The sequence below is a fragment of the Pseudomonas frederiksbergensis genome, assembly GCF_017114915.1.
GTDB lineage: Bacteria > Pseudomonadota > Gammaproteobacteria > Pseudomonadales > Pseudomonadaceae > Aquipseudomonas > Aquipseudomonas frederiksbergensis_I.
In genome coordinates, this window is record NZ_JAAUOE010000012.1 from 103,528 (window position 1) to 126,304 (window position 22,777).

The window sequence follows — 22,777 nt, forward strand, 5'->3', positions numbered from 1 at the left end:
CCTACAGATTCTGGCAACAGCGCCGCTTTTTCAGAAGGTACGATCATGGCGACAATCAGGAGCCAGCCCTCGATAGAACTGCACGCCGCCCAGCGCGACGAACTGGAAACCATCGAAAACCTGATGCAGTTCTACGTGTACGATTTCAGCGAATGGCTGCCGCTGAAACTCGGTGAACAGGGATTTTTCAACATTCAGCCCAAACTGGACTACTGGCGCAATCCGGCAACCAGGCCGTTCCTGATCAGGGTCGATGGGGAGCTGGCGGGGTTCGTGACCGTGGATGACGAAACCCATATCGTCGGTGCCGAGTACAACATCGGCTACTTTTTTGTCAGTCGACGCTTTCGTGGCCAAGGCGTCGCGAAGTTTGTCGTCTCTGCCCTCTTGAGCCGGTTCCCCGGTCAATGGCAGATTTTCCACATTGATGCCAACCAGCCTGCGCGGCTGTTCTGGGCCAGGGTGATGCCCGATCTCATGGGTACAGCGTTCACCGTGCATCAGCTGCCGATCGACGGTTATCCATGCACCGTTTACCGCTTTGCAAGATCGTAGCCTTTTGGCAACGCCACACCCCTTCAAGCCCTAGCCCCGCTGATTTTCTAATTCCAAAACCACTTTGTCCGACAATATGTAGTGAACAAAAATAATCACTACAAAACCGTTGACGCCTCCGATTTGGCCTTGCATGATGCAGACGTCTCCCCGATCGGGAGTACAGGCAACACGTTTGAGCAAGTTCGTCTGACCGCCGAGCTGTTTTTCCCGGATACACGCTGCCCACAAGGCAGATTGAAGAAGCTGACCTGGCCTGAACGTCCAGTACAAGGGCGAGAAACGCTGGCGATCAATCCTCATGAAGCTTGTGGCCGACCCTGAAAACGTCGGCAGTGGCCTCCAGGTTTTTCGCGGCTTCTCTTCGTTGTGACGCTATTGCGTAGCAGTTATTCAACACGACTACATGCAACAGACGCGTAACCCCGTCGTATTGACGGTCGACCGCTGACGTCCTGGTTTCGGTGCCAGGGATCAACTAACCGATGGGCTACCTGTATTAGCGAATCAACTTTGAAAGATCACCAAATGGTCAAGGGGCTTACAATGAATCTGAACAATCAACCTACTATCGATGAACTGGCTCGCTTGTTCGCTGCGCAAAAAGACAGCCATGACAGCCATATTCTGTGGATCAGCAAATCGGGCCAGGTTCATATCGACTGCCTGTCGCCCCATGCCCACGAAGAAGAGTTCGACCGGAACAACCAAAACCTGCTGGCCCGACTGAAGATGTACCGTCGCGGCCAGGGTTATGTCGGAAAGAAAGCCGCGGCCGACAAGGACTACATCGGCAATGTGCTGCAAACGCTGAAACAGGCGTGGGCCTCGCTGCAGAACCAGAACGAAGTTCGGGTGATTGATCGGTTGTACTGATATTTCCCAGAGGGATATCCATTAACAAAAAGGCCCCGCTCGTCTTAATCGAGCGGGGCCTTTTTTGTTTGTTGCGCCTGCACCTCCAACTTCACACCGGGTCAAAAGAACAGAGCTATGGTTAACACAGCGCTGGACATCGGTTTATCCGTTGGAGGTCTGCGATGAAAAGAACCCTGACATACATGCTACTGGCATTGGCGAGTGCAGCCCATGGGAACACCGTCCCCGGCGTTCCCGCCTTCGATGTGGACTGCCCCGGGAAAGTCATGGTCCATGCCGACCAGGATGGCCCAGTGATGATCAACAGCAAAGAAGCCCAGACAAAAATGATCAACGATCGCCTTTTCGAGGCCAAGGGGCCTGACGTGACGATCTCGATCAGCATCGCGGATGACGACTCGGTAGCCGTGACCTATACCAGCAAGAAAGGCGGCAATGGCATCTGCCAGTCCGTAGATGATTGATCTACGGACTGGCGCTGCCACTGTCATTTGTCGTCCGTCTTTCCTGACGATTGTGACCGACGCTCAGTGGTCTCTTCAGCATTGGGCGCTTCTGGAAGATGCCCTGGCGTGAACACGTGAGTGAGCAATTCGCTGGCATCGATGTTCACGACACCAGGAACCGTGCGGGCCAGAGCCACAGCCTGCTCACACTGTCTATGGGTGTTGACGCGGCCGCTCAATGCCACCGTGCCCGCATGGGTTTTGACATGGACATTCAGGCCAAGGGTGGTATCGGCCAATGCCAGGGCCGACTTCACCCGGGTGGTAATCCACGTGTCGTGAACAACCGTTTCCAGACCATGGGAGTAATGTTGGAAGGAATGAAGTTTCATGGCGCAATCCTCTCACACGTAATCAGAGGCGCTGTCCGTCCCCACGCAGGCACGGACACACATTAAGTATAGCCCGGAGAGCCGACGAAGATCCTGTAGGAGCGAGGCTTGCCCGCGAAGAATGCACCGCGTTTTTTCAGGTATTACGCGTCATCGTTCTTCGCGGGCAAGCCTCGCTCCTACAGGTTTTGCGCGTCTCAGCGTTTGACCGACAGATCCGTCTGGGTCATGCGACTACGGATCGTGAACACGCCATCGCCCGAGAGAATCGCGCTGCGCGCAAACAGGCGGCCGCTCTCCCAGTTCGAAAGCCCCAGTTCCGGCTTGTTCAGCGCGTACTGCCCGTCGACCCAGCGGGTGATCCCGTTGCCGACGAAAGGCGCGTTGACCGCGTTGTAGAAACGTTCCTGCGCCTGGGCATCTTCACTGATCAGCGACACGGTGAATTGCGGGCTGTAGCGGTTGAACAAGGCGATGGCCTGGTCCAGGTCGTCAACAATCTTCAGGCTGACTTCCGGGGTTTCTTCCCACTCCCACTCGCGGCCCAATTGGTCCTCGGGCAGCGGTTCGGCCAACGCTTCGGTCTGATAGCCTTCGGCGCGGTACACCTCGACGCTCGCGGTGCGCCAATCGCTCGGCAAATGCGGCTCGCTGCCCTCGACGATATGCAACTTGCAGCCCTGGCCCCGTGCGGTGCCGGCCTGTTGCAGGGCGTCGAGAAACAGCGGCACCAGTTCGGCGGCGCGGTCGCGGTGGATCAGGCAGACGTTCAGGGTGTTGCAGACTTTGCGGTCCAGCGAATTGCGCACCACGGCGGCGAAGCGCTGGGCTTCGGCGTCTTGGTTCGCGATCAACCAGGCGCCACCGGTGCCGTGCAGGCTGACGGCGGTGCCGGCCTGTTGCGCGATGCTGCCCAACTGGCTGACCGCACGCCCCGAACCACGGGCCACGGCCAGCGACAGGCGCCGGTCGGCAAACATCGCCCAACCGGCGGCGTGATTGACGCTTTCGACCAACGACACCGCACCGCTCGGCAACCCGGCGTCGGCCAGCGCCGGATTCAAGGCATGGGTGACGATGGCTTGGGCGGTGCCCAGCGCGTCACTGCCAATGCGCAGCACCGCAGTGTTACCGGTGCGCAATACCCCGGCGGCGTCGGCAAAGACATTCGGCCGGCCTTCGAACACGAAAGCGACGATGCCCAGCGGCGAGACCACTTGCTCGACTTTCCAACCGTCGTGCTCGACGCAACTCACGACCTGACCGCGGGTGGCCGGTGCATCACGCCAGGCCCGCAGGCCAGCAATCATGTCGCGGCGCATGCGTTCGTCGGCCAGCAACCGCGTGGTAGAGCGCCCGCGCGCCTTGGCTCGCTCGATGTCGGCCAAATTGGCGGCCGCAATCAAGGCCCAGCATTCCGGGGTTTCCAGGCGTTGTGCGAAGCGATCGAAGAATTCGCTGATGGCTTGATCCGAGACGCTGGACATCGCAGCGAACGCCGCTTCGGCGCGCTCGATGGCGACCGCCGCCGCGTGCTGATCCACCACCGGGATCAGCAACAACTCGCCGCTGACCTGCTCCACCAGCAGATGGTCGCCGGGCTGAAAACGCGCCGCCAGTTCGGGGCTGACGACCGTGACACGATTACCGGCAAAAGGGATCGGCGTGCCAGCGACTAGACGTTCGAGCGCAAGAGACATGAAGCGGTTTCACCATGCAGGGGGGCGGTCGGAAAATGTATAGCAAATTATCCGCAGCGTCATTATCGACGCCCGCCCCACCGCTCTAGAACACCGACCAGCCAATCCGCTGACTCAACAACTCCAGCGCCGCCATGCCAGCGAGGGAGTTGCCGGCGGCGTTCAATTCCGGGGACCAGACGCACACCGTGAATTGCCCCGGCACCACCGCGACGATGCCCCCGCCCACGCCGCTCTTGCCCGGCAGACCGACGCGATAGGCAAAGTTGCCCGCTTCGTCGTACAGCCCGCTGGTGGCCATGATCGAGTTGACTTGCTGGGTCTGGCGGGCGCTGAGGATCTGCGCGCCGCTGTGTTTGCAGAAACCGTCGTTGGCCAGGAAACAGAACGCCCGGGCCAGGTCCACGCAACTCATGCGCAGCGCGCAATGGCTGAAGTAGCTGCGCAGCACCGCTTCGACATCGTTATGAAAGTTGCCGAACGACTGCATCAGATACGCCATGGCCGCGTTGCGCGCACGATGCTGGTATTCCGACTCGGCGACCTTGCCGTCCACCATGATGTTCGGGTTACCGGACAAGCGCCGGACAAAATCGCGCATCGACAACGCCGGCGCGGCAAAACGTGACTGGTTGATATCGCAGATCACCAGCGCACCGGCGTTGATGAAGGGATTGCGCGGGCGTCCGCGCTCGAATTCCAGCTGCACCAGCGAGTTGAACGGCTGGCCGGACGGCTCGTGACCCAAGCGCTCCCAAATCGCTTCGCCGGAGTGTTCGATGGCCTGCACCAGGCTAAATACCTTGGAAATACTCTGCACCGAGAACGGCGTGTCGGCGTCCCCCGCGCAAAACAGCTCGCCGTCATTGCCATACACGGCAATGCCCAATTGATTGGCCGGCACCGTACCGAGGGCGGGAATGTAGTCAGCCACTTTGCCCTGACCGATCAACGGTCGGACTGCGTCAAGGATCTCGTTCAACAGCGCTTGCATGCCGGGTTCCGAAGTCTCGCCCCATGGGATTGCGGGGACACTGTCGCTAGACGCCGCTGATCGGCGCCGAATCACAGTTTTGTACAGCAATGTATCTGGCGCGGCCCGGGATACAGCAACTTGCACCAGACGAGCTTTCGGACATACCGCCAACACACCCGATTGAAAAACTCCTGCCGTCCGCTGACCACCGGCAAACCGGGTCGGCCTTGCTCAGGAGTGTTGTCATGATGACCCAAGTCCGCCGTTACCACGGCTGGTCGCTGTTTGGCCTGCTGTCCATGCTGGTGCTGTTGATGACCAGTCTGATTCTGCTGCTCAACCCCGATCTGGTGGAAGCCACCCGCAGCGCCATTCGCGCCACCGCACGCACATCGTTTGCACTGTTTCTTGCCGCATTCACCGCCTCTGCCCTGGCCGTGCTGGTGCCCTCGCCTTTCAGCCGATCGCTGGTGCGCGAACGACGCTTCATCGGCCTGGCCTTCGCGTTTTCCCACCTGGTCCACGCCATTTTGATTTATAGCTACGGCCAATTGAACCCCGAGTTCTGGCCCGGTCGCACCACCCTCGGCAATATTCCGGGTTCGGTCGGTTACCTGTTCATTTTGTTGATGGCGCTGACCTCGTTCAAAACCACCGCACGCCTGATCGGCCCCAAAGCCTGGAAAACCCTGCACGTCAGCGGCATGTGGGTGATCGCGGCGGTGTTCACCTACTCCAACTTCAAACGCATCCCCCTGAGCGCCTGGTACGTCCTGCCGTTCGGCCTGATGTTTTCGGCAATCGTCATTCGGCTGCTGGGCAAGATTGCGTTGAAGTACAAGCGAAGCCAGGCCCGCGCCTACGTTTAACCCTCGGATGAAAACACCGTCCACGATGAATCCCCGGAGCTCACGCCCATGAACACCTCTCTCTCGACGGCCGTCAAAGGCCTGCACCTGACCCTCGACCGCGCCGGCAGCTGGATCGCGCCCCTTACCCTGCGGCTGTTTCTGGCCTGGGAATTTTTTGAATCAGGCCTGGAAAAATGGAATGGTCAGAACTGGTTCGCCGACATCCAGGACCGCTTCCCGTTTCCCTTCAACCACGTTCCCGCCACGCTGAACTGGGAACTGGCGATGTGGGCCGAGCTGATCTGTGCCCTCACCTTGCTGGCAGGCCTTGGGACGCGGCTCTCGGCAATTATTCTGATCGTGATCACGATCGTCGCGACCGCTGCCGTTCACTGGCCGGCCGATTGGTCTACATTGAGTGAACTTGCCCAGGGTTATGCCATCAGCAACCAAGGCCACGGCAACTTCAAACTGCCGCTGATCTACCTCGCAGCCCTCATGCCGTTGTTGTTCTCGGGGGCCGGCAAACTCAGCATGGACGCGTTGTTGGCTCGATGCTTCTGGCGGCGCAGTCACCGCTGAGACGCCAGCATCTGGATAACAACCACCCAACTTGTGTAAAGGAGCCATCATGAGCGTAACCACCCAATGGATCGAGATCAGCAGCCCTGAAGGCACCTTCGGTGCTTACCTGGCCATCCCCCACACCCGTAAAGGTCCGGGGATCGTGCTGATCCAGGAAATCTTCGGCGTCAACGAACACATCCGTTCGGTCGCCGAACAATACGCCGCCGATGGCTACCTGGTTATCGCGCCGGATCTGTTCTGGCGCCACGGCCACCGTATCGAACTGGGCTACGACGAAGCCGGCTGGAAACGTGCCGTCGAATTGATGAATGCCACCGACACCACCAAGGCCCAGGCCGACATCAAACTGGCCATCGACGCCCTGAAGGCGCAGCCGGAGCTGGACGGGCGGATCGCTTCGATCGGTTTCTGCTTCGGCGGCATGCTGTCGTACAACACGGCGGCCAACGGTTTCGTCGACGTGGCGATCGCCTACTACGGTGGCGGCATTCAGAATCAACTGGATCGAGCCGGGGAAATCAAGGTGCCGCTGCTGATGCACTTCGGCGAACAGGACAGCCACATTCCCATCGACGCCGTGAAGCAAATCGCCGAACGTTTCGAGTTCAACGACGATGTCGATATCGAGGTGTATCCGGGGGCCGAACACGGCTTCAACTGCTCGCACCGTGACAGCTACAACCAGCGGGCGGCGGTCGAGGCGCATGGCAATACGTTGCTCTTCTTGAGTCAGAACCTTTAAGGGCTGATCGCCGGGTTGACGATATGAACAATCGGTAAGCATTCAACCCCGGAACCCCGCATGGACAACCTTTCAAAACCCAGGCCGGCCACACTGCGTATCCCCTCCACGGTCTGGGCCCTGGGTTTTGTCAGTCTGTTCATGGACCTGTCATCCGAACTGGTGCACAGCCTGCTGCCGGTGTTTCTGGTCACCACCTTGGGCGCCAGCGCATTGACCGTCGGGGTGATCGAGGGCATCGCCGAGGCGACCGCGATGCTGGCCAAGATATTCTCCGGCGCCATCAGCGACTTTATCGGCCGGCGCAAAGGCCTGCTGCTGATGGGCTACGGACTGGCGGCATTGTCGAAACCGCTGTTTCCCCTCGCACAATCGGTAGATCTGGTATTCACCGCACGTTTTCTGGACCGCATCGGCAAAGGCATTCGTGGCGCGCCGCGCGATGCGCTGGTCGCCGATGTCGCACCCGCCGAAATCCGTGGCGCCTGCTTTGGCTTGCGTCAGTCGATGGACACCGTGGGCGCCATTTTTGGCCCGGTGCTGGCGATCGTGCTGATGCTCTGGCTCGGGCAGATTCATCTGGTGTTGTGGTTTGCGGTGATTCCGGCGGTGATCTCGGTGGCGCTGATTGTCGGTGGCGTCAAAGAGCCAACCGCTGTCGCGGGCGAACACGCCTTTCGCTCGCCGATCCACTGGAAGGTTCTGCGGGACTTTTCCCGTGGTTACTGGTGGGCGGTGATCGTCGGCGGGCTGTTCACACTGGCCCGTTTCAGCGAGGCCTTTCTGGTCTTGAAAGCGCAACAGACAGGCTTGTCGGCCACTTGGGTGCCGATGGTGATGGTGGTCATGTCCCTGCTGTATGCGGTGTCTGCCTACCCGGCCGGCTGGCTGTCCGACCGGATCAGCCGCACCAGACTGTTGTGTGTCGGCATGGGGTTGCTGATTCTGGCGGACCTGCTGCTGGCGCAAGCGGATTCGATCATGAGCATGCTGGCGGGCGTGGCCCTGTGGGGTCTGCACATGGGCTTCAGCCAGGGCATTCTCGCGACGCTGATCGCCGACACCGCCCCCGAACATCTCAGGGGCACGGCGTTCGGCCTGTTCAATCTGATCAGCGGCGTGTGCCTGTTGATCGCCAGCGTGCTGGCCGGCGCCCTGTGGGAAACCTCTGGCCCGGCCAGCACCTTCATCGCCGGGGCGGTGCTGGCGGCCGCGGCGTTGCTGTTGCTTGTGTTACGCAAGCCCTAGGCCCCGGCGGCCGCAAGCCCGGCCGAGGGGAAGTCGCAGGGTTGCCCTGCAAAATAGAATCCCCCACAGGGGATGAGTCGCTACATCTCAACCTGCGTGCCCAACTCGATCACACGATTGAGCGGCAACTTGAAGTATTTGAGGTTGCTGTTGGCGTTCTTCAGCAAGAACGCGAACAGGGTCTCGCGCCAACGGGCCATGCCGATACGCTTGGTCGGGATGACCGTCTCGCGGCTGAGGAAATACGTGGTGCGCATCGGGCTGAAATCCAGCTCTTTCAAATGGCACAGACTCAACGCCAGTGGCACATCGGGCTCTTCTATAAAACCAAAGTGCAGACTGACCCGGAAGAACCCTTCACCGTAAGCCTCGACCTCGAATCGCTGATCCGCAGGCACACGCGGGCGGTCTTCAGCTACAACGGTGAGCAAAACCACCTGCTCGTGCAGCACCTGGTTATGCAACAGGTTATGCAACAGGGCATGGGGGACAGCATCGGATCTGGCTGTCAGAAATACCGCGGTACCCTGCACGCGATGGGGCGGTTGCGCGCCGATGCTGCTGATGAACAACGGCAGCGGCAGAGCCGTTTCGTCCAGTCGCTCGACGATGATCTTTCGGCCGCGTTTCCAGGTGGTCATCAAAATGAACAGGGCAGTACCGGCAATCACCGGGAACGCACCGCCCTGGAAGATCTTCGGTGCGTTGGCGGCGAAGTACAGACTGTCTACCAGGAGAAAACCCAGCAGCATCGGAATGGCCAACCAACGAGGTGTTTTCCAAAGCAGCAATGCCACGGCCGAAGACAGAAGGGTCGTAATCAACATGGTGCCCGTCACCGCCACGCCATAAGCCGCCGCCAGCGCACTGGACGACTCAAAGCCGATGACCAGCAACACGACGCCGACCATCAGCGCCCAGTTCACGATGCCGATGTAAATCTGCCCCTGCTCCTGACTGGAGGTGTGCTGGATAAACATACGTGGCACGTAACCCAGCTGAATGGCCTGGCGAGTCAGGGAGAACGCCCCGGAAATCACCGCTTGGGAGGCGATGATGGTGGCCAGCGTCGACAGCGCGACCATCGGCAGCAACGCCCAACCTGGCGCCAACAGATAGAACGGGTTACGTACTGCTTCCGGGTTTCCGAGGATCAACGCGCCCTGGCCAAAATAGTTGAGTACCAGGCCCGGTAGCACGAGGATGAACCAGGCACGGGCAATCGGTTTGCGACCAAAATGGCCCATGTCGGCATACAGTGCTTCAGCACCGGTCAATGCCAACACCACGGCACCCAAAATGGCGACGCCAATGCCCGGATGCACCACGAAAAATTGCACGGCCCATGCAGGATTGAGTGCTTGCAGCACTTCCGGGCGTTGCAGAATGCCGTAAATACCGAGAATGCCCAACACCACGAACCACAACACCATGACCGGGCCGAACAGGATGCCGATACGCGCCGTGCCATGTTTCTGGATCAGGAAAAGGGCTACCAGAACGATAACGGACAGCGGAACGACCCAATGCCCGATGCCATCAAAAGCAAGCTGCAACCCTTCAACCGCTGAGAGCACCGAGATGGCCGGGGTGATCATGCTGTCCCCGTAAAACAGTGCCGCGCCAAACAGCCCGAGCAACACCAGCACCCTGCTCATGTTCGGATACGGTGCCGAAGCCCGACGCGCCAGTGCCGTCAAGGCCATGATGCCGCCCTCGCCCTGGTTGTCGGCGCGCAGGATAAACAGCACGTACTTGATCGAGACAACCCAGATCAGTGACCAGAAAATCAACGACAGAACACCCAGTACACCGTCGTGATTGGCCTGGACGCCGTAGTGCCCGGCGAACACTTCCTTGAGGGTGTAAAGAGGGCTGGTGCCAATGTCCCCATAAACCACGCCTACCGCGGCGACGAGCAAACCCACTCCTGAGGTTTTGGTGTGGGAGTCTTCATGGGCAGGGATAGCTGTTTCGCTCACGGGTAGCTTCTCTGAAATGGAAGGAAAGAAATTGCATGCCACCCTTGAGCAAGAGGGTCTCCGGGCTCTCTGGGTAGACGTTTCGACTCAGCTGCCATGAGCTCCAACAGCTTGATAATGAGATTAGCCCATGCATTGTCAGGCCGTTCGTTCAAGCTACAGGCTGGCATATCGATGAGCAAAAAAACGCGGCAAGTATCGTCGCAAGGGGGAATATCCACCGTAAAGAAACCGTAAAATTGTACGGGCAGCACCCTCCACCAACGACCATGAAACGATTCGCACCTACTGCGCCGTCCCTCCACCCGGCTTATAGAACAGGAACTTGCGGGTCTGGGCCGTCTTGATGTATTTCTTCGCCCAGTCGGGCTTCACCGTTCTGTCGTGGAAATACAAGGCACCGTGGGTGCGGTCCGCGAGTTGCTTGTTGAGTGCCTTGCGCGCGACTTCCTTGGCGAGGGCATATTCGTCGTCTTCCTTTACCTGATCCGCACGCCCGTCGCACCACCATGAAAACTGGCAGGAACGCGTTTCGGAACCTTGCTTGACCACGGCGCACACCGTATCTGGAAAACCTTCGTGCCCCAGCCGGTTCATGACCACGTTGGCGACGGCTTCCATGTCGGCAGCTGCCACACCTTTGGCTTCCCAGTAGATGCTGCGTGCAAGGCACGTAATGGCATCGTCCAGCGGCGCGGCGCCTGCCGGATCGACCGCCTGCGCTTCGGAGGGGGTGATGACTTCGGACTTGGGCACCGCACGTTCGCTGCCCTTCTCTGCCGCTTTCTGCTCCAGGACCTGCGCCTTTTCTTCAGCCACTTCCTGTTTTTGCTCCTGGTCAGACGCCCACACCTGAGCACACAGAAGGATGATTGCGAAGCAGCTGGTCACCCATTTTAATCGCATGATCAATCCTTGCGATGAAGCTGGCCCGAGCAATGAAACGGCGACGCTGTAGCGCTGACCTGGGTTGATTGTAGTCGCCTCAAGTTATTCCAGCCGTGACAAGAAACTGCGTTTCAAAACGAAAAGGCATTGTATAAGGAGGGGTGACATCAAGCATCATGGGCGCAGTCGTTCAAGGGAGATTTTCATGCGCAGCCTGTCATCCGTTTTGCACCTTGGCGTGTTGTCATTCGGGCTGGTGTTCAGCGTCACCGCGTCGGCCGTCGATGAAAAGCAGCTGGTCGAGTCGATCAACGTTTACCGCGGCCAGGTGCAGCGCTGCGGCGGCCAGGCGTCTTCGGAACTGCCGCCGCTGGCGAGCGATCCGCGTCTGGTGCTGTCCGCCAACAGTATTGGCGACCTGCAGCAAGCACTGGCCCGCGCGGCGTATCCAATGGTCAACGTGCAGGCGATCAGCTTGTCCGGCCCCCGCGATGCACCGTCCGCGATGAAGGCGATTCAGGAGAGCTTCTGCCAGGTCGTGCTGGACCCGCAATTCGTCGACATCGGCGTCAGCCGGGACGACCGCCAGTGGCGCATCGTGCTGGCGCGTCCGCTGTTGACCGGGCGTCTGGGCGACTGGCAGGCGGAGGGCCAGAAACTGCTCGAAGCGATGAACAGCGCCCGCACGCAGGCGCGCCAGTGCGGCGCCCTAGCCTTTGCCGCCACCACGCCGCTGGCCTGGAACGTCACACTGGGAGCTGCGGCCGAAACCCACAGCCGGGCCATGGCCAACCAAAACTATTTCGATCACAAGGACCGTGACGGCCGCACGCCGGGTGACCGGGCCGAATTGGCGGGGTACGCCGGTCAGCAGGTCGGTGAAAACATCGCCGCCGGGCAAGACACCGTACGCAAGGTGGTCGATGGCTGGCTAGCCAGCCCGGGCCATTGCGCCAACCTGATGAACCCACAATTTCGCGAACTGGGTGCGGCCTATGCGGTGGATCCGAAGAGTGACGCGGGCATTTACTGGACGGCAATGTTCGGGACGCCGTGAAAGCCTGAATCGCCAGTTGAATAAAGCCCCCTCTTCGACCGTCGAACAGGATTTGTCGAAGCCTGCAGCCATTAGCCTGCGGGAAGCGTTCCTGTTCTGGCTCAAGCTCGGATTCATCAGTTTCGGCGGGCCGGCCGGACAGATCTCGATCATGCACCAGGAGCTGGTGGAGCGCCGACGCTGGATCTCGGAGCGACGCTTTCTGCATGCCCTCAACTACTGCATGTTGCTGCCCGGGCCGGAGGCTCAGCAGCTGGCGACCTACATCGGCTGGCTGATGCACCGTACGTGGGGCGGGCTGATTGCCGGCGTGCTGTTTGTGCTGCCGTCGCTGTTCATCCTGATCGTGTTGTCCTGGGTGTACATCGCCTTTGGCGAAGTGCCAGTGGTGGCCGGGCTGTTTTATGGGATCAAGCCGGCCGTGACCGCCATTGTGGTGCAGGCAGCCCATCGGATCGGCTCGCGGGCATTAAAGAACAACTGGCTGTGGGGCATCGCCGCGGCGTCGTTCACGGCGATCTTCGTGTTCAATGTACCGTTCCCGTTGATTGTGCTGGGCGCCGCGATCATCGGTTACATCGGCGGACGTCTGGCGCCTGAAAAATTCAGGGCCGGAGGCCACAGTGCTGCAAAAAGATCCTTCGGCCCGGCCTTGATCGACGACGACACCCCGATACCCGAACACGCCCGTTTCAACAGTTTCAAACTACTGCGCCTGTTGCTGGTGGGCGCGGTCCTGTGGGTGTTGCCGATGGGGATGCTCACTGCGCTGTTCGGCTGGGACGGCACCTTGACCCAGATGGGCTGGTTCTTTACCAAAGCGGCGTTGCTGACGTTCGGCGGCGCCTATGCCGTGCTGCCTTATGTGTATCAGGGTGCCGTCGGTCACTACGGCTGGTTGACGCCCACGCAGATGATCGATGGCCTGGCGCTCGGCGAAACCACCCCAGGGCCGCTGATCATGGTGGTGGCCTTCGTCGGTTTTGTCGGTGCTTATGTTCAGCAGGTATTCGGCCCCGATCAAATGTTCCTGGCCGGTGCCCTCGCCGCCACGCTGGTGACCTGGTTCACCTTCCTGCCGTCGTTCCTGTTCATCCTCGCTGGCGGCCCATTGGTGGAGTCGACACACGACGAACTCAGGCTTACCGCACCGCTGACCGCGATTACCGCGGCGGTCGTCGGCGTGATCCTCAACCTGGCGTGTTTCTTCGGCTACCACGTGCTCTGGCCCAACGGCTTCGGCGGCCATCTGGACTGGCCTTCGGCGCTGATCGCCATGGCAGCGGCCATTGCCTTGTTCCGCTTCAAGCGGGGTGTCATCGAAGTGCTGATGGGGTGTGGTCTGATCGGGCTGGCGGTGCATCTGCTGCGCTAGCGCCCGACAAAAATCAATGAAGTTGCCGTTGCCGCTGTAGCTCGGTCTTCAACCAGAGGTTGGCCGGTTGTATGCCTGCCGGACAGCGCACTTCATAGGCGCGGCCACTCTTGCTGCTTTGGGTGGCCGCCATTTCAATGAAGTCTTCTGCGCTGTTCACCCCTTCACTCTCTTCGAGATACTCCAGCTTCTTCTCCAGATGCGCCCGGGCTTGAGAACCGGCGTACTCGCTCCCGTTGCGCACAAACCGGCATTCACTGTGCTCGACAAAGTCCAGCAAGCTGTTTATTTCTTGAGTCGCTTGAGGTGGGATTTGTGCCTGGGCATTGAACGCCATGACGGTCAGGACGATACCCGCCGCGATCAGCCTTTGACCGAGGGGGCGAGCGATATGCCAAGTCAGAAATCCCATGGTTATTCCTCTGGAGAGAATTCAGAGCGGCAATGACCCCGCTCTGAAACCGGGCGTGAAAGGGTCAATCGTCGCCCTGGTTGTCATTGTCGTCACGGTCGCGGTGTCGACGGCGATCATCACGGCGATAATAATCCCGGTCATACCCTCGACCATCGTAATAATAGCCTCGGTCATGGTCCCGACGGTATTCGCGGCGGTGATCATGATCCCGATCGTACCTGTCTCCCTCTTCCCAGTGAGGATAGCAACCTCCCAGCAGGAGAGTACTTGCAATGGTCAGGGTCATTATCGCGGTGCGCTTCATTTGAACGTCCTAAAAGGTCAGAACTACGGGGATGAGGTGACGCTACCGGCGAATCGATCGCCGTGCGTTCAAACCCATAGATACGACCTTCCAGCCGATCAATGATTCAGTTGTCGCCGGGCCTTATAGCGTTCTCTGGCTGTTGCCGATGGTTTTCGCTTTTTCAATGGCCCACTCCATCGCCGCTTCCATGTCCAGCAGATGCGGCGAGGGGTGTTGGTCTTCAACGATGGCCGAGCCGTCCGGCCAATAAACCCCCATAAACATCTTCAGCGAGCCATCTCTCAATATCTCGGCTTTAACCTCGATGCTGCACCCGTTCGACAGCGTTTCCGAGTGGATCATGTGGCGCTCTGTCATGACTGCATTCCTCCCGTCGTTGCTATCAGCGTAACCCATGCAGCGCTGAGCGCGATGACGCTGTAGGAGCGGGCTTGCCCGCGACGACGTCGGTATAGTCAACATTGATGTCGCCTGACACACCGCCTTCGCGGGCAAGCCCGCTCCTACAGGATTGTGGTTTATCACAACGCATTCACGATGAACTCCCGCAACCACCGATGCGCAGGGTCGCGATGAGCGCGCTCGGGCCAGAGCATCGACATCTCGTAGCCCGGGACTTCAAGCGGTGGCTCGACCACCTCCAGCCCCGGCACATTACGAACCAGCCGTGACGGCAACATCGCGACCATGTCGGTGCTTTCCAGCACAGAGCGGACAAACAGGAAATGCGGCACCGACAGCACCACCCGGCGCGTCAGGCCCACCTGCGCAAGCGCCTTGTCGGTGACGCCCTGAAAGCCTCCGCCATCCGGCGACACGATCACTTGATCGAGTTCGCAAAACTGCGCCAGTGTCGGGGGCTTTTTCAACCGCGGATGACCGGCCCGCCCCGCCAACACATAGCGTTCGGTAAACAACGCGCGACGCCGCAAGCCGAGGGGAGCGTCTTCGCTGGTGTGAAAAGCCAGATCGATTGCCCCCTGCTCCGCTTGCCTGGCCAGTTGTGACGGAACCAGGTCAAACAGCGCCAGACGCGTGCCGGGGGCTGCCGAGCGTAGCCCGGCCAATGCTGGCAAGACGATGGTCGACTCGCCGTAGTCGGACGCCATGACATTCCACGTATGCCGCGCCTCGGCCGGGTTGAAAGGGCTGGCGGGTGACACGGCGCGCTCCAGGGCTTCCAGGGCCTGGCGCAACGGCTCGCGCAACTCATCGGCCCGGGCCGTGGGCCGCATGCCCCGTGGCCCTGGCAATAACAGCGGGTCAGCGAAAATGTCCCTCAACTTGGCGAGATGAACGCTCACCGACGGTTGCGACAAATTCAAGCGTTGCGCCGCACGGGTCACGTTGTGTTCCGAGAGCAGGACATCAAGGGTCAGCAGCAAATTGATGTCCAGGCGTCGCAGATTATTCATGGTAATACCTGGCATATTGACTATTCATTTCCAATATACCGGGCAAAGTCCGATTCTGCCGGCTTCTGACATTGGAGACTCAGCCATGAATGTTCTGCTCGTTTATGCCCATCCCGAACCCCAATCATTGAACGGTTCGCTCAAGGACTTTGCCGTCAAACGCCTGGAGGCGGCCGGCCACCAGGTGCAGGTCTCCGATTTGTATGCGATGGACTGGAAAGCCGCTCTGGACGCCGACGACAGTCTCGGTCGGCCAGCCGATGCACGGTTCGATCCTTCGCTGGATTCCAGGCGCGCCTTCGAAGAAGGCCGGCAAACACAGGACATCGCCCTGGAACAGGGAAAACTGCTCTGGGCCGATACCGTCATTCTGCAGTTTCCGCTGTGGTGGTTCTCGATGCCGGCAATCCTCAAAGGCTGGGTGGAACGCGTCTATGCCTATGGATTTGCCTATGGCGTAGGGGAACACTCCGATGCGCGCTGGGGCGACCGCTATGGGGAAGGCACGCTGGCGGGCAAACGGGCGATGCTGATCGTCACCGCGGGTGGATGGGAATCTCATTACAGCCCCCGGGGCATCAATGGGCCCATCGATGATGTGCTATTCCCCATCCACCATGGCGTACTGTTCTACCCTGGCTTCGACGTGCTGCCACCGTTCGTGATCTATCGAACCGGCCGAATGGACGAGGCGAGATTTGCAACGACCTGTGATGCCCTCGGCCAACGGCTCGATGACCTCTGGAACATCGCGCCAATTGCTTTCCGGGCGCAGAATTCAGGGGCGTATGAGATTCCGCAACTCACGTTGCGCGATGAGATTGCTTCGGATCAGTCTGGCTTTGCCGCTCACATCAGACAAGCGACACACTCTTTGTAGCAGCAGCCTCGCAGGCTCGGCAGCTGCTACAGATCGCGAACACGAAAAAGCCCGCACAAGGCGGGCTTTGGAAATCGAGTAGGTGGCCAGTGCTGGTCTCTGGCTTACGAGGTTTATCGGGCCTCTCACAGAACAGGTTTTTTTGCTTTGGGCTGTTCTGCCTCACACGGCATAAGGGCTGGATCTCAGCGCGGAGATCTTTCTAACCGTGTACCCTTGGGTGCGCGCCCCACGCGTCCTCGCTATCCCTTTGCGCATCAGTCTGCGTCTTCACCTACAGGTTCAGAATAGCAAATCGATTGAAGCCCGGGCCGGGGTTTTTAGACTGATTATTTTCAAGAGGAATGATGGGTAAATGGAAAAATACTAATGCCGCCCACCGTCAAAAGCTCGCAGGCTGCGTGTCCCCCGGAGCTGCCGAAGGCTGCGATCTTTTGATCCTTACGTCCGCACCCGCTACGAACGCAAAACCCCCATCGCCCGCCGATACTTCTCAACGCGCTCCAGATCCTCCCAGGACGGCTGGGCAATCCGCGACAAGTCGCTGTTCTCCTCCAAATCCGCCAGCTTCACCACCCGCCCGATCGGGTTCTGCGCCGCACGCTCGACGAACGCCTCGTAAGACTCACCCGGCACCTTGGTCAATGACGCAATCGCCGTCAGCACCGCTTCGCTGAAACCTTCCTTGCGCAGATCATCGACGCTGATGCCGCAATCCTCGACCACATCATGCAACACCGCGACGATGCGCTCTTCCAATGTGTTCACCCGCAACATGACCTTCAGCGGATGCAGGATGTAAGGCGCCCCGCCCTTGTCCACCTGCCCTTCATGCGCCGCGGCGGCGATGGCAATGGCGCGTTCCAGTGTTTGAGTCATCTCGAAGCTCCCTGATTTGAAAACCTTAACGATCGTTGGCCTTGAGCAACACAATGCCTTCCTCAAGCGCTGAGGCGACAATAGTTTGTGCGGGTACGTTGATCCAGGTTGAAGCGTCGATTTCGCCAACTGACGCAAGCCAACGCCCAACCATGTGATAACCGAGCGTATAGCCAAGCCATTTTGGGTGAGCTCCAAAACCGAAGAACCACTCGCCGTGATTGTAGTTCGTGGACTCAAGGGTCTTCAGGTCTACCGGGGAACGAAGAAGATCGGCGCAGGTGACGGCGCGCTCCCAGGGCTCTGGGTCGCTGCCCAGCAAATGTCGGACGAACTGCCCGGCAAGCCCCTCGCTGACCAAGGCTTCACCTAACGTCCAACCGTAGCCAGGCCCCGCCATGCGCAAACAATGATGGACCTCATGGACGATTTGCCGATGCAGCGTGCCTGTGCGCAGGCTTGGCAATAAATTCGGATTATCGGGATCGAGGGTCATCGAGAACATGCTGCTTCGATAAGCTCGCCCCAAAAGGCCCATTTCAGGAATAGTTTCGCCAGGGAGCCTCTGAATCAATACATCAAGTCGCGGAGGTGGAATCAGACGAGAGACCGTCTGGTAAGCGGCGTCAAACTCACCGATCAAATCGGAGCGAAGTTCGGCAAGGCTCCCCGAGGCTTCCAGCCAATGCAGTGTCCATGCGTCCATTGTTACCTCTGAAAAGTTGCCATGAAGCCAGGATTTTGAAATCTGCAAATCCCGTAGGAAAAAACTCTTTGTGGCGAGGGAGCTTGCTCCCGCTGGGTTGCGAAGCGGCCCCAAACCCTGCTAGCCCGTTTCCTCAGACACACCGCGACGCCCGGTTTTACTGCGTTTATGCCATAGAACGGGGAAGACCACCTCGCCAAAATGACTATCCGGGCGTCCTACAGCCCGGTTGCGGCTACCAAAATCGGTGCCTAGAGTGGGTCTGTCGCTGACCCATGCAGCGATAGGGTTTCGCAGCCCCGCAGAAGATGACACACACCGTTAAATGACAACTGTGGCAAAATTTGCCGCTGTTACGTTTTATGGCGGCTGTGTGTGGGAGACCCTTGGGTCTGCCGGTTTTGTCTCTTCTCCGGTCTGCGAACCCGCACATAGCTGCCACCCATTTGTTTCGCAGCAGAAAGGTGGCGCTTCATTTTCCTTTGAAGAGTTCAACCCTATGACAATGAACAACCCGCTTCGCCACTACACCCCCATGTCCCACTTCGCCACCGACCACCCCGTCCTCCTTATCGACGCCGACGCCCCACTGCGCGAACTCCACAACTGCCTCAGCGAACGCCTCAACGCCGTCCTCAAATACCTCAACCTCATGGCCTGCACCAGCCTCCCCGACTACGCCGAAAACGACATCAACACCGTCACCAATATCGCGCGGATCATGGTCCAGGACGTGAGCGATGTGTTTCGGGTGATTGAGCAGCGAGGGTTTGATACGCCTTAAGGCCTGCGACCACATTTCAGCCGTAAAAAACCCGCATTGTTGCGGGTTTTTTATTACCTACTTAGCAGACAACAGACCCATTCCCCTCGGAAACTATTCTGTCGCCGTGGTACTGCCAGGAGCAGGCCCTTCAGTGAAGGTATAGTTGATTACAGTATCGTTGCGCATCAGCACGTCCAAAGTTTTCTGCGTACCAGTGGTGGTAACTTTCATGGTAACTACATAGCTCTGAGCATGAGCAGAGCCATTTGAGTAGGTGTAGACCCACTTTTCATCAGTATCGCTTACCGGACTCTTGGCGAAGGGCTCGCCAAAAAGCATTTTGAGGTCGTTTGCCGTAGTTTTTCCTTTGACAATGCTAGGGACGTTCGCTGACGGAAAGTCTCTACCGGTCGTGTAGTGCGAGGTCGCGCAACCGTTAAGCATGAGGGCCAGTACCAGCGCCAGTGTCGCCTTTTTCATAATTTCTTCCCTGATGAAGTGGTTTCGAACAGCATAAGCCGTTCGAAACTCAAAATACCATCATTGATGCGCAATATTCTCAAAGGTCAGGTACGTCTGGTCGCTTTTGCGGTTCCGTGGAGAACAAGGCTTCGATGGCGACGCGGCTGACGATGCCGGTGCTGGCCATCGGCGGATGGAAGAAGCGCCGACAGGGACTATTCGAGCGGTTCGGGACTTCATTGCGCAGTGATGTAGGGTTCTTCCATCACTGCTTTCTTTATTCGCTGTAAGAAGAGTCTGAACTCTTTCAGACTCTGAACCACGCCATAATCCTCCCGATAGAGCACCTGTTACGCTTTAAATAGAGCGATCAGCTAACTAAAGGGAGTGGCATGCATGGCTAGTCACGGTTACATGAGCATTACCGGTAAACGCCAAGGTTTGATTTCCGCTGGCTGTTCTGGCCAGAGTTCTATCGGTAACAAATGCCAGATCGGTCATGAAGACGAAATCATGGTGCTGGCGTATTCGCACAACATGATCACAGGTAATAACGGCGGAATTTCAGGTGATCGCGGCAGGCACCTGCCGGTCATGATTACCAAGAACATCGATAAATCTTCGCCATTGCTGGCCAGTGCACTTCATGAGCGCGAAGAGGTGGAGTGCACCATCAACTTCTATCGAACTTCGCCAGCGGGTGGCCAGGACAAATATTATTCGATACGGCTTACGGGGGCGAGAATTGCACATATCAGCCTTCAGGTTCCTCATGCTATTCATATGAACGATGCCGAACCGCAAGAGTTGGTATCTATTCGCTATCGCGACATTAACTGGACGCACATTCAGGCGGGCACAAGCGCTTATAGCTCTTGGGGGAATGAGGATGAGTGATGAGACTTGTGACATTCATGACGTGACTAAAGCGGCGTCCGATCTTGTTGCGCTTGGGTGCTCTATTGGGGCAATGCAGCTGTACGATAGTTTTTTGCAGCTTCAATTTAGTTCGATTGTTTCATCTTATGCTAACGAGATTATCCAAGCGGTTGATGAAGGTTTAATTAGCGCGCGACAGGGCTTGCAAAAAATCAGAGATGAGTATGCCGAATTATCATCCAAAGCGATGTTTTACACTCAAAATGGCATTGGTATTTTAGCGGGAGCAATGCAAGTTCAAACTGGTGCTTCATTACTCGGAAAATCAAGAGGTATTAATTTAGCCAGCGGATTAACCTACGTTGCGCATGGCGCTAATAATATTTATGAAAGCGCAGGAAATATACACAACGGACCTGACGCACCCAGCACAGTAGGGCCAATTAGAAAAACATATCAACACCTAGCCGAAAACACTAAAATTGGCAACACTACCTATTACTCTGTGGATTTAGGACTATCAGCTTTCGGCGTAATGAGTTTAGTGCGTAAAAACGATACACTTGAGCTTTTTAGAAAAGACCCTATCAACTATGAGCGAGCATACAGACAAATGGGGAAACTGGCACTGACCTTTGAAGCCCTGGTCGATGCAATCACAATAAAAAACATAGCAAAAGAAACAACTTTAGAATAATCCACATCATCGAGCACATCACTTTCTTCGGCGCAGCCTCATTATATAAATGCATAAGCAGACAAAAACCAACATAAAAATCGCCGCACTAACGACAAACGAAAGATTGCCTTGCAGCGGAAATACCTGATCAATTTGCAGAACGATAACAGCAACCCAAAACAAAGAACCGATAAAAGCGCCGAAATACGCAACCCAAGCAGAGTCTCTTTCGGGATTAAGATCGCGCCCAAGTGAAACATCAATATAGCTGGGAGAGCAGTAATAAAAATTAATAAACAACAAAAAAACAAAAAAAGCACCGAGCACCAGCCAATAACAAACCCCGCTTAAAGGGACCACTCTCTCTATTAACCACGCAAGAAATACCGCATAAAGCATGGAAAGCATAACAGTTAGTAAATCCGAAACTAAAACGGTAAAGAAAACTCGCAATCGCATTAATACCCCCTCAGACAGTCTGCTAGCTTTTTTTGAGCTTCGATACAATCAGCGCACACGCCAAAAATTATAACCATATCATTAATATGGCTCGCTCTAACAAATGACATAAACGAGCAACGATCCGAAAAGCCCTACACACCAATTCTTTTTATCCTACACATAATCCCCACAACCCCAGAAACGATTTATCAAAAAAACTATCGCAATAGAGATCTTCAGGATTGGAAGCCAGCATACTCGATCGAACATTGAAATCTTTTTGAGCCGTAAAAACAAAAAGTCCAACACCTGAACTGGAATTGGACTTTTATCAATCGCGGCAAACCAAGCTTAACGATGCCAGAACCTCATAGCCATCATAATCCAGCCAAACTAACTACCGCCTGCAACCTGGCTTCCAAACACAACAACTAAAAACAAAAACCGCCGCCGCAAAGACAGCAAACAACACTCCAACCGCAAGCCAATGAGGAAAATCTCGGGCAACCCCGCGCCCAATGCGAATGCGCAAGGAGATTAGAAGTTAGCCGGGGTGTTGGCGCTGATGATTTCCGCTTCATCCGCCCCAATATTCCGAAACCGATGCGGCAACGTCGTCGGAAAGTAATACCCATCCCCGGCATTCAACACGCTCACCTGCCCATCCACCGTCAGCTCAACCGTGCCACGGGTAACCAGCCCACACTCCTCCCCCTCAGCATGCACAATCGGCTCTTCCCCCGAACTCGCCCCAGGTGCGTACTGCTCGCGCAAAAGCCGCATCTGCCGACTCGGCACCGAAGCGCCGATCAGCAACAACCGCAGCCCATGACGCCCGAGGTCCGGCTGTTCATTGGCGCGGAACACGTATTGATGCTCGCGGGGCGGCTGATCAAAGGTAAAGAAGTCCGCCAAGGACATGGGGATGCCTTCGAGCAGTTTTTTGAGGGAGCTGACGGAGGGACTGACGCGATTCTGTTCGATCAGGGAGATGGTGGCATTGGTGACGCCGCTACGCCGGGCCAGCTCGCGCTGGGACAGTTTGTAGCTTTCGCGTACTAATTTGAGTCGTGAGCCCGTGTCCATGACAGCCTTATGTGAGCACTACTTAAGGGGTAATGGGGGTGGGTGGCGGGCGACTGGTGGCCGCGGATTACGCCGTTTCCCGTCCCGGAACCGTGGAAGGCGGCTATTAAATCACGTTTGTGGGTGTTGCTCAGCAGGTTCGATAAACGGCTGGCACAAAAGCTGATGGTGCGGGAATTGTGG

27 protein-coding genes are annotated in these 22,777 nt (G+C 57.6%); 13 read left to right on the top strand and 14 right to left on the bottom strand.

Annotation, left to right across the window (positions count from 1 at the left end):
- Window positions 1-45: 45 nt before the first annotated feature.
- From HCU66_RS11760 to HCU66_RS11770, 3 genes are all read left to right on the top strand, one after another.
- Window positions 46-555, top strand: coding sequence for a GNAT family N-acetyltransferase (locus HCU66_RS11760; RefSeq protein WP_205888679.1), 510 nt, complete (start codon window positions 46-48; stop codon window positions 553-555).
- A gap of 546 nt (window positions 556-1,101) precedes the next feature.
- Window positions 1,102-1,431: a hypothetical protein gene (locus HCU66_RS11765; RefSeq protein ID WP_205888647.1), complete on the top strand. Its 330-nt coding sequence runs from the start codon at window positions 1,102-1,104 to the stop codon at window positions 1,429-1,431.
- Window positions 1,432-1,595: 164 nt separating this feature from the next.
- Complete coding sequence (locus HCU66_RS11770; protein ID WP_205888648.1) at window positions 1,596-1,898, top strand: hypothetical protein; 303 nt, start codon at window positions 1,596-1,598, stop codon at window positions 1,896-1,898.
- 23 nt (window positions 1,899-1,921) lie between these two features.
- Here HCU66_RS11770 and HCU66_RS11775 read toward each other — a convergent pair whose 3' ends face one another.
- The 3 genes from HCU66_RS11775 to glsB all read right to left on the bottom strand — a co-directional run bounded on the left by HCU66_RS11775 (window position 1,922) and on the right by glsB (window position 4,966).
- Entirely contained in the window at window positions 1,922-2,272 is a 351-nt protein-coding gene (locus HCU66_RS11775) for a BON domain-containing protein (protein WP_205888649.1), read from the bottom strand.
- Between the two features lie 197 nt (window positions 2,273-2,469).
- Window positions 2,470-3,972 (bottom strand): aldehyde dehydrogenase family protein, encoded by a 1,503-nt coding sequence (locus tag HCU66_RS11780; RefSeq protein ID WP_205888650.1) that lies wholly within the window; start codon window positions 3,970-3,972, stop codon window positions 2,470-2,472.
- An 85-nt stretch (window positions 3,973-4,057) separates the two neighbouring features.
- Entirely contained in the window at window positions 4,058-4,966 is a 909-nt protein-coding gene (gene glsB, locus HCU66_RS11785; RefSeq protein ID WP_105345665.1) for a glutaminase B, read from the bottom strand.
- A gap of 227 nt (window positions 4,967-5,193) precedes the next feature.
- Between glsB and HCU66_RS11790 the strand changes: the two genes are divergently transcribed.
- Genes HCU66_RS11790 through HCU66_RS11805 form a run of 4 tightly spaced genes read left to right on the top strand, consistent with a single transcriptional unit; the run spans window position 5,194 to window position 8,377 of the window.
- The gene (locus tag HCU66_RS11790; RefSeq protein WP_205888651.1) at window positions 5,194-5,817 is read left to right on the top strand and encodes a ferric reductase-like transmembrane domain-containing protein; all 624 of its coding nucleotides are present in this window, start codon (window positions 5,194-5,196) and stop codon (window positions 5,815-5,817) included.
- 48 nt (window positions 5,818-5,865) lie between these two features.
- Entirely contained in the window at window positions 5,866-6,381 is a 516-nt protein-coding gene (locus HCU66_RS11795; protein ID WP_205888652.1) for an HvfX family Cu-binding RiPP maturation protein, read from the top strand.
- 49 nt (window positions 6,382-6,430) lie between these two features.
- Window positions 6,431-7,129 carry a dienelactone hydrolase family protein gene (locus tag HCU66_RS11800; protein WP_205888653.1) on the top strand — a complete coding sequence of 233 codons (699 nt, stop codon included), beginning with the start codon at window positions 6,431-6,433 and terminating at the stop codon, window positions 7,127-7,129.
- 60 nt (window positions 7,130-7,189) lie between these two features.
- Window positions 7,190-8,377 (top strand): MFS transporter, encoded by a 1,188-nt coding sequence (locus tag HCU66_RS11805; protein ID WP_205888654.1) that lies wholly within the window; start codon window positions 7,190-7,192, stop codon window positions 8,375-8,377.
- An 80-nt stretch (window positions 8,378-8,457) separates the two neighbouring features.
- On the opposite strand, the gene HCU66_RS11810 is transcribed toward HCU66_RS11805, so the two are convergent.
- Window positions 8,458-10,359 (bottom strand): KUP/HAK/KT family potassium transporter, encoded by a 1,902-nt coding sequence (locus HCU66_RS11810; protein ID WP_205888655.1) that lies wholly within the window; start codon window positions 10,357-10,359, stop codon window positions 8,458-8,460.
- A 285-nt stretch (window positions 10,360-10,644) separates the two neighbouring features.
- Entirely contained in the window at window positions 10,645-11,265 is a 621-nt protein-coding gene (locus tag HCU66_RS11815; RefSeq protein WP_205888656.1) for a cell wall hydrolase, read from the bottom strand.
- 187 nt (window positions 11,266-11,452) lie between these two features.
- Between HCU66_RS11815 and HCU66_RS11820 the strand changes: the two genes are divergently transcribed.
- Complete coding sequence (locus HCU66_RS11820) at window positions 11,453-12,304, top strand: CAP domain-containing protein (RefSeq protein ID WP_205888657.1); 852 nt, start codon at window positions 11,453-11,455, stop codon at window positions 12,302-12,304.
- Between the two features lie 16 nt (window positions 12,305-12,320).
- Complete coding sequence (chrA, locus tag HCU66_RS11825; protein WP_205888658.1) at window positions 12,321-13,679, top strand: chromate efflux transporter; 1,359 nt, start codon at window positions 12,321-12,323, stop codon at window positions 13,677-13,679.
- Between the two features lie 13 nt (window positions 13,680-13,692).
- Here the strand turns inward: chrA and HCU66_RS11830 are convergent, their stop codons facing one another.
- The 4 genes from HCU66_RS11830 to HCU66_RS11845 form a co-directional block, all read right to left on the bottom strand.
- The gene (locus HCU66_RS11830) at window positions 13,693-14,091 is read right to left on the bottom strand and encodes a DUF5329 family protein (RefSeq protein ID WP_205888659.1); all 399 of its coding nucleotides are present in this window, start codon (window positions 14,089-14,091) and stop codon (window positions 13,693-13,695) included.
- A 64-nt stretch (window positions 14,092-14,155) separates the two neighbouring features.
- On the bottom strand, window positions 14,156-14,398 hold the full coding sequence (locus HCU66_RS27500) for a hypothetical protein (protein WP_420908055.1): 243 nt from the start codon (window positions 14,396-14,398) through the stop codon (window positions 14,156-14,158).
- A gap of 123 nt (window positions 14,399-14,521) precedes the next feature.
- Complete coding sequence (locus tag HCU66_RS11840) at window positions 14,522-14,758, bottom strand: hypothetical protein (RefSeq protein WP_205888661.1); 237 nt, start codon at window positions 14,756-14,758, stop codon at window positions 14,522-14,524.
- Window positions 14,759-14,922: 164 nt separating this feature from the next.
- The gene (locus HCU66_RS11845) at window positions 14,923-15,816 is read right to left on the bottom strand and encodes a LysR family transcriptional regulator (RefSeq protein ID WP_205888662.1); all 894 of its coding nucleotides are present in this window, start codon (window positions 15,814-15,816) and stop codon (window positions 14,923-14,925) included.
- 85 nt (window positions 15,817-15,901) lie between these two features.
- Between HCU66_RS11845 and HCU66_RS11850 the strand changes: the two genes are divergently transcribed.
- Entirely contained in the window at window positions 15,902-16,696 is a 795-nt protein-coding gene (locus tag HCU66_RS11850) for an NAD(P)H-dependent oxidoreductase (protein ID WP_205888663.1), read from the top strand.
- Window positions 16,697-17,152: 456 nt separating this feature from the next.
- Here HCU66_RS11850 and HCU66_RS11855 read toward each other — a convergent pair whose 3' ends face one another.
- The gene (locus HCU66_RS11855) at window positions 17,153-17,575 is read right to left on the bottom strand and encodes an HD domain-containing protein (RefSeq protein WP_205888664.1); all 423 of its coding nucleotides are present in this window, start codon (window positions 17,573-17,575) and stop codon (window positions 17,153-17,155) included.
- A 25-nt stretch (window positions 17,576-17,600) separates the two neighbouring features.
- On the bottom strand, window positions 17,601-18,281 hold the full coding sequence (locus HCU66_RS11860; RefSeq protein WP_205888665.1) for a DUF2268 domain-containing putative Zn-dependent protease: 681 nt from the start codon (window positions 18,279-18,281) through the stop codon (window positions 17,601-17,603).
- A gap of 499 nt (window positions 18,282-18,780) precedes the next feature.
- Here HCU66_RS11860 and HCU66_RS11865 point away from each other — a divergent pair, with 499 nt between their 5' ends.
- The gene (locus HCU66_RS11865) at window positions 18,781-19,065 is read left to right on the top strand and encodes a fructose-bisphosphate aldolase (RefSeq protein WP_205888666.1); all 285 of its coding nucleotides are present in this window, start codon (window positions 18,781-18,783) and stop codon (window positions 19,063-19,065) included.
- A 93-nt stretch (window positions 19,066-19,158) separates the two neighbouring features.
- Here the strand turns inward: HCU66_RS11865 and HCU66_RS11870 are convergent, their stop codons facing one another.
- Window positions 19,159-19,527: a hypothetical protein gene (locus HCU66_RS11870; protein WP_205888667.1), complete on the bottom strand. Its 369-nt coding sequence runs from the start codon at window positions 19,525-19,527 to the stop codon at window positions 19,159-19,161.
- Between the two features lie 378 nt (window positions 19,528-19,905).
- On the opposite strand from HCU66_RS11870, the gene HCU66_RS11875 reads away from it, so the two are divergent.
- Window positions 19,906-20,406, top strand: coding sequence for an Hcp family type VI secretion system effector (locus HCU66_RS11875; RefSeq protein WP_205888668.1), 501 nt, complete (start codon window positions 19,906-19,908; stop codon window positions 20,404-20,406).
- Window positions 20,399-21,085 carry a DUF4225 domain-containing protein gene (locus HCU66_RS11880; RefSeq protein ID WP_205888669.1) on the top strand — a complete coding sequence of 229 codons (687 nt, stop codon included), beginning with the start codon at window positions 20,399-20,401 and terminating at the stop codon, window positions 21,083-21,085. The genes HCU66_RS11875 and HCU66_RS11880 overlap by 8 nt, the downstream gene beginning before the upstream one ends.
- 18 nt (window positions 21,086-21,103) lie before the next feature.
- Here HCU66_RS11880 and HCU66_RS11885 read toward each other — a convergent pair whose 3' ends face one another.
- Window positions 21,104-21,526 (bottom strand): hypothetical protein, encoded by a 423-nt coding sequence (locus HCU66_RS11885; RefSeq protein WP_205888670.1) that lies wholly within the window; start codon window positions 21,524-21,526, stop codon window positions 21,104-21,106.
- A 519-nt stretch (window positions 21,527-22,045) separates the two neighbouring features.
- Complete coding sequence (locus tag HCU66_RS11890) at window positions 22,046-22,594, bottom strand: cupin domain-containing protein (RefSeq protein ID WP_007938772.1); 549 nt, start codon at window positions 22,592-22,594, stop codon at window positions 22,046-22,048.
- Window positions 22,595-22,777: the final 183 nt, after the last annotated feature.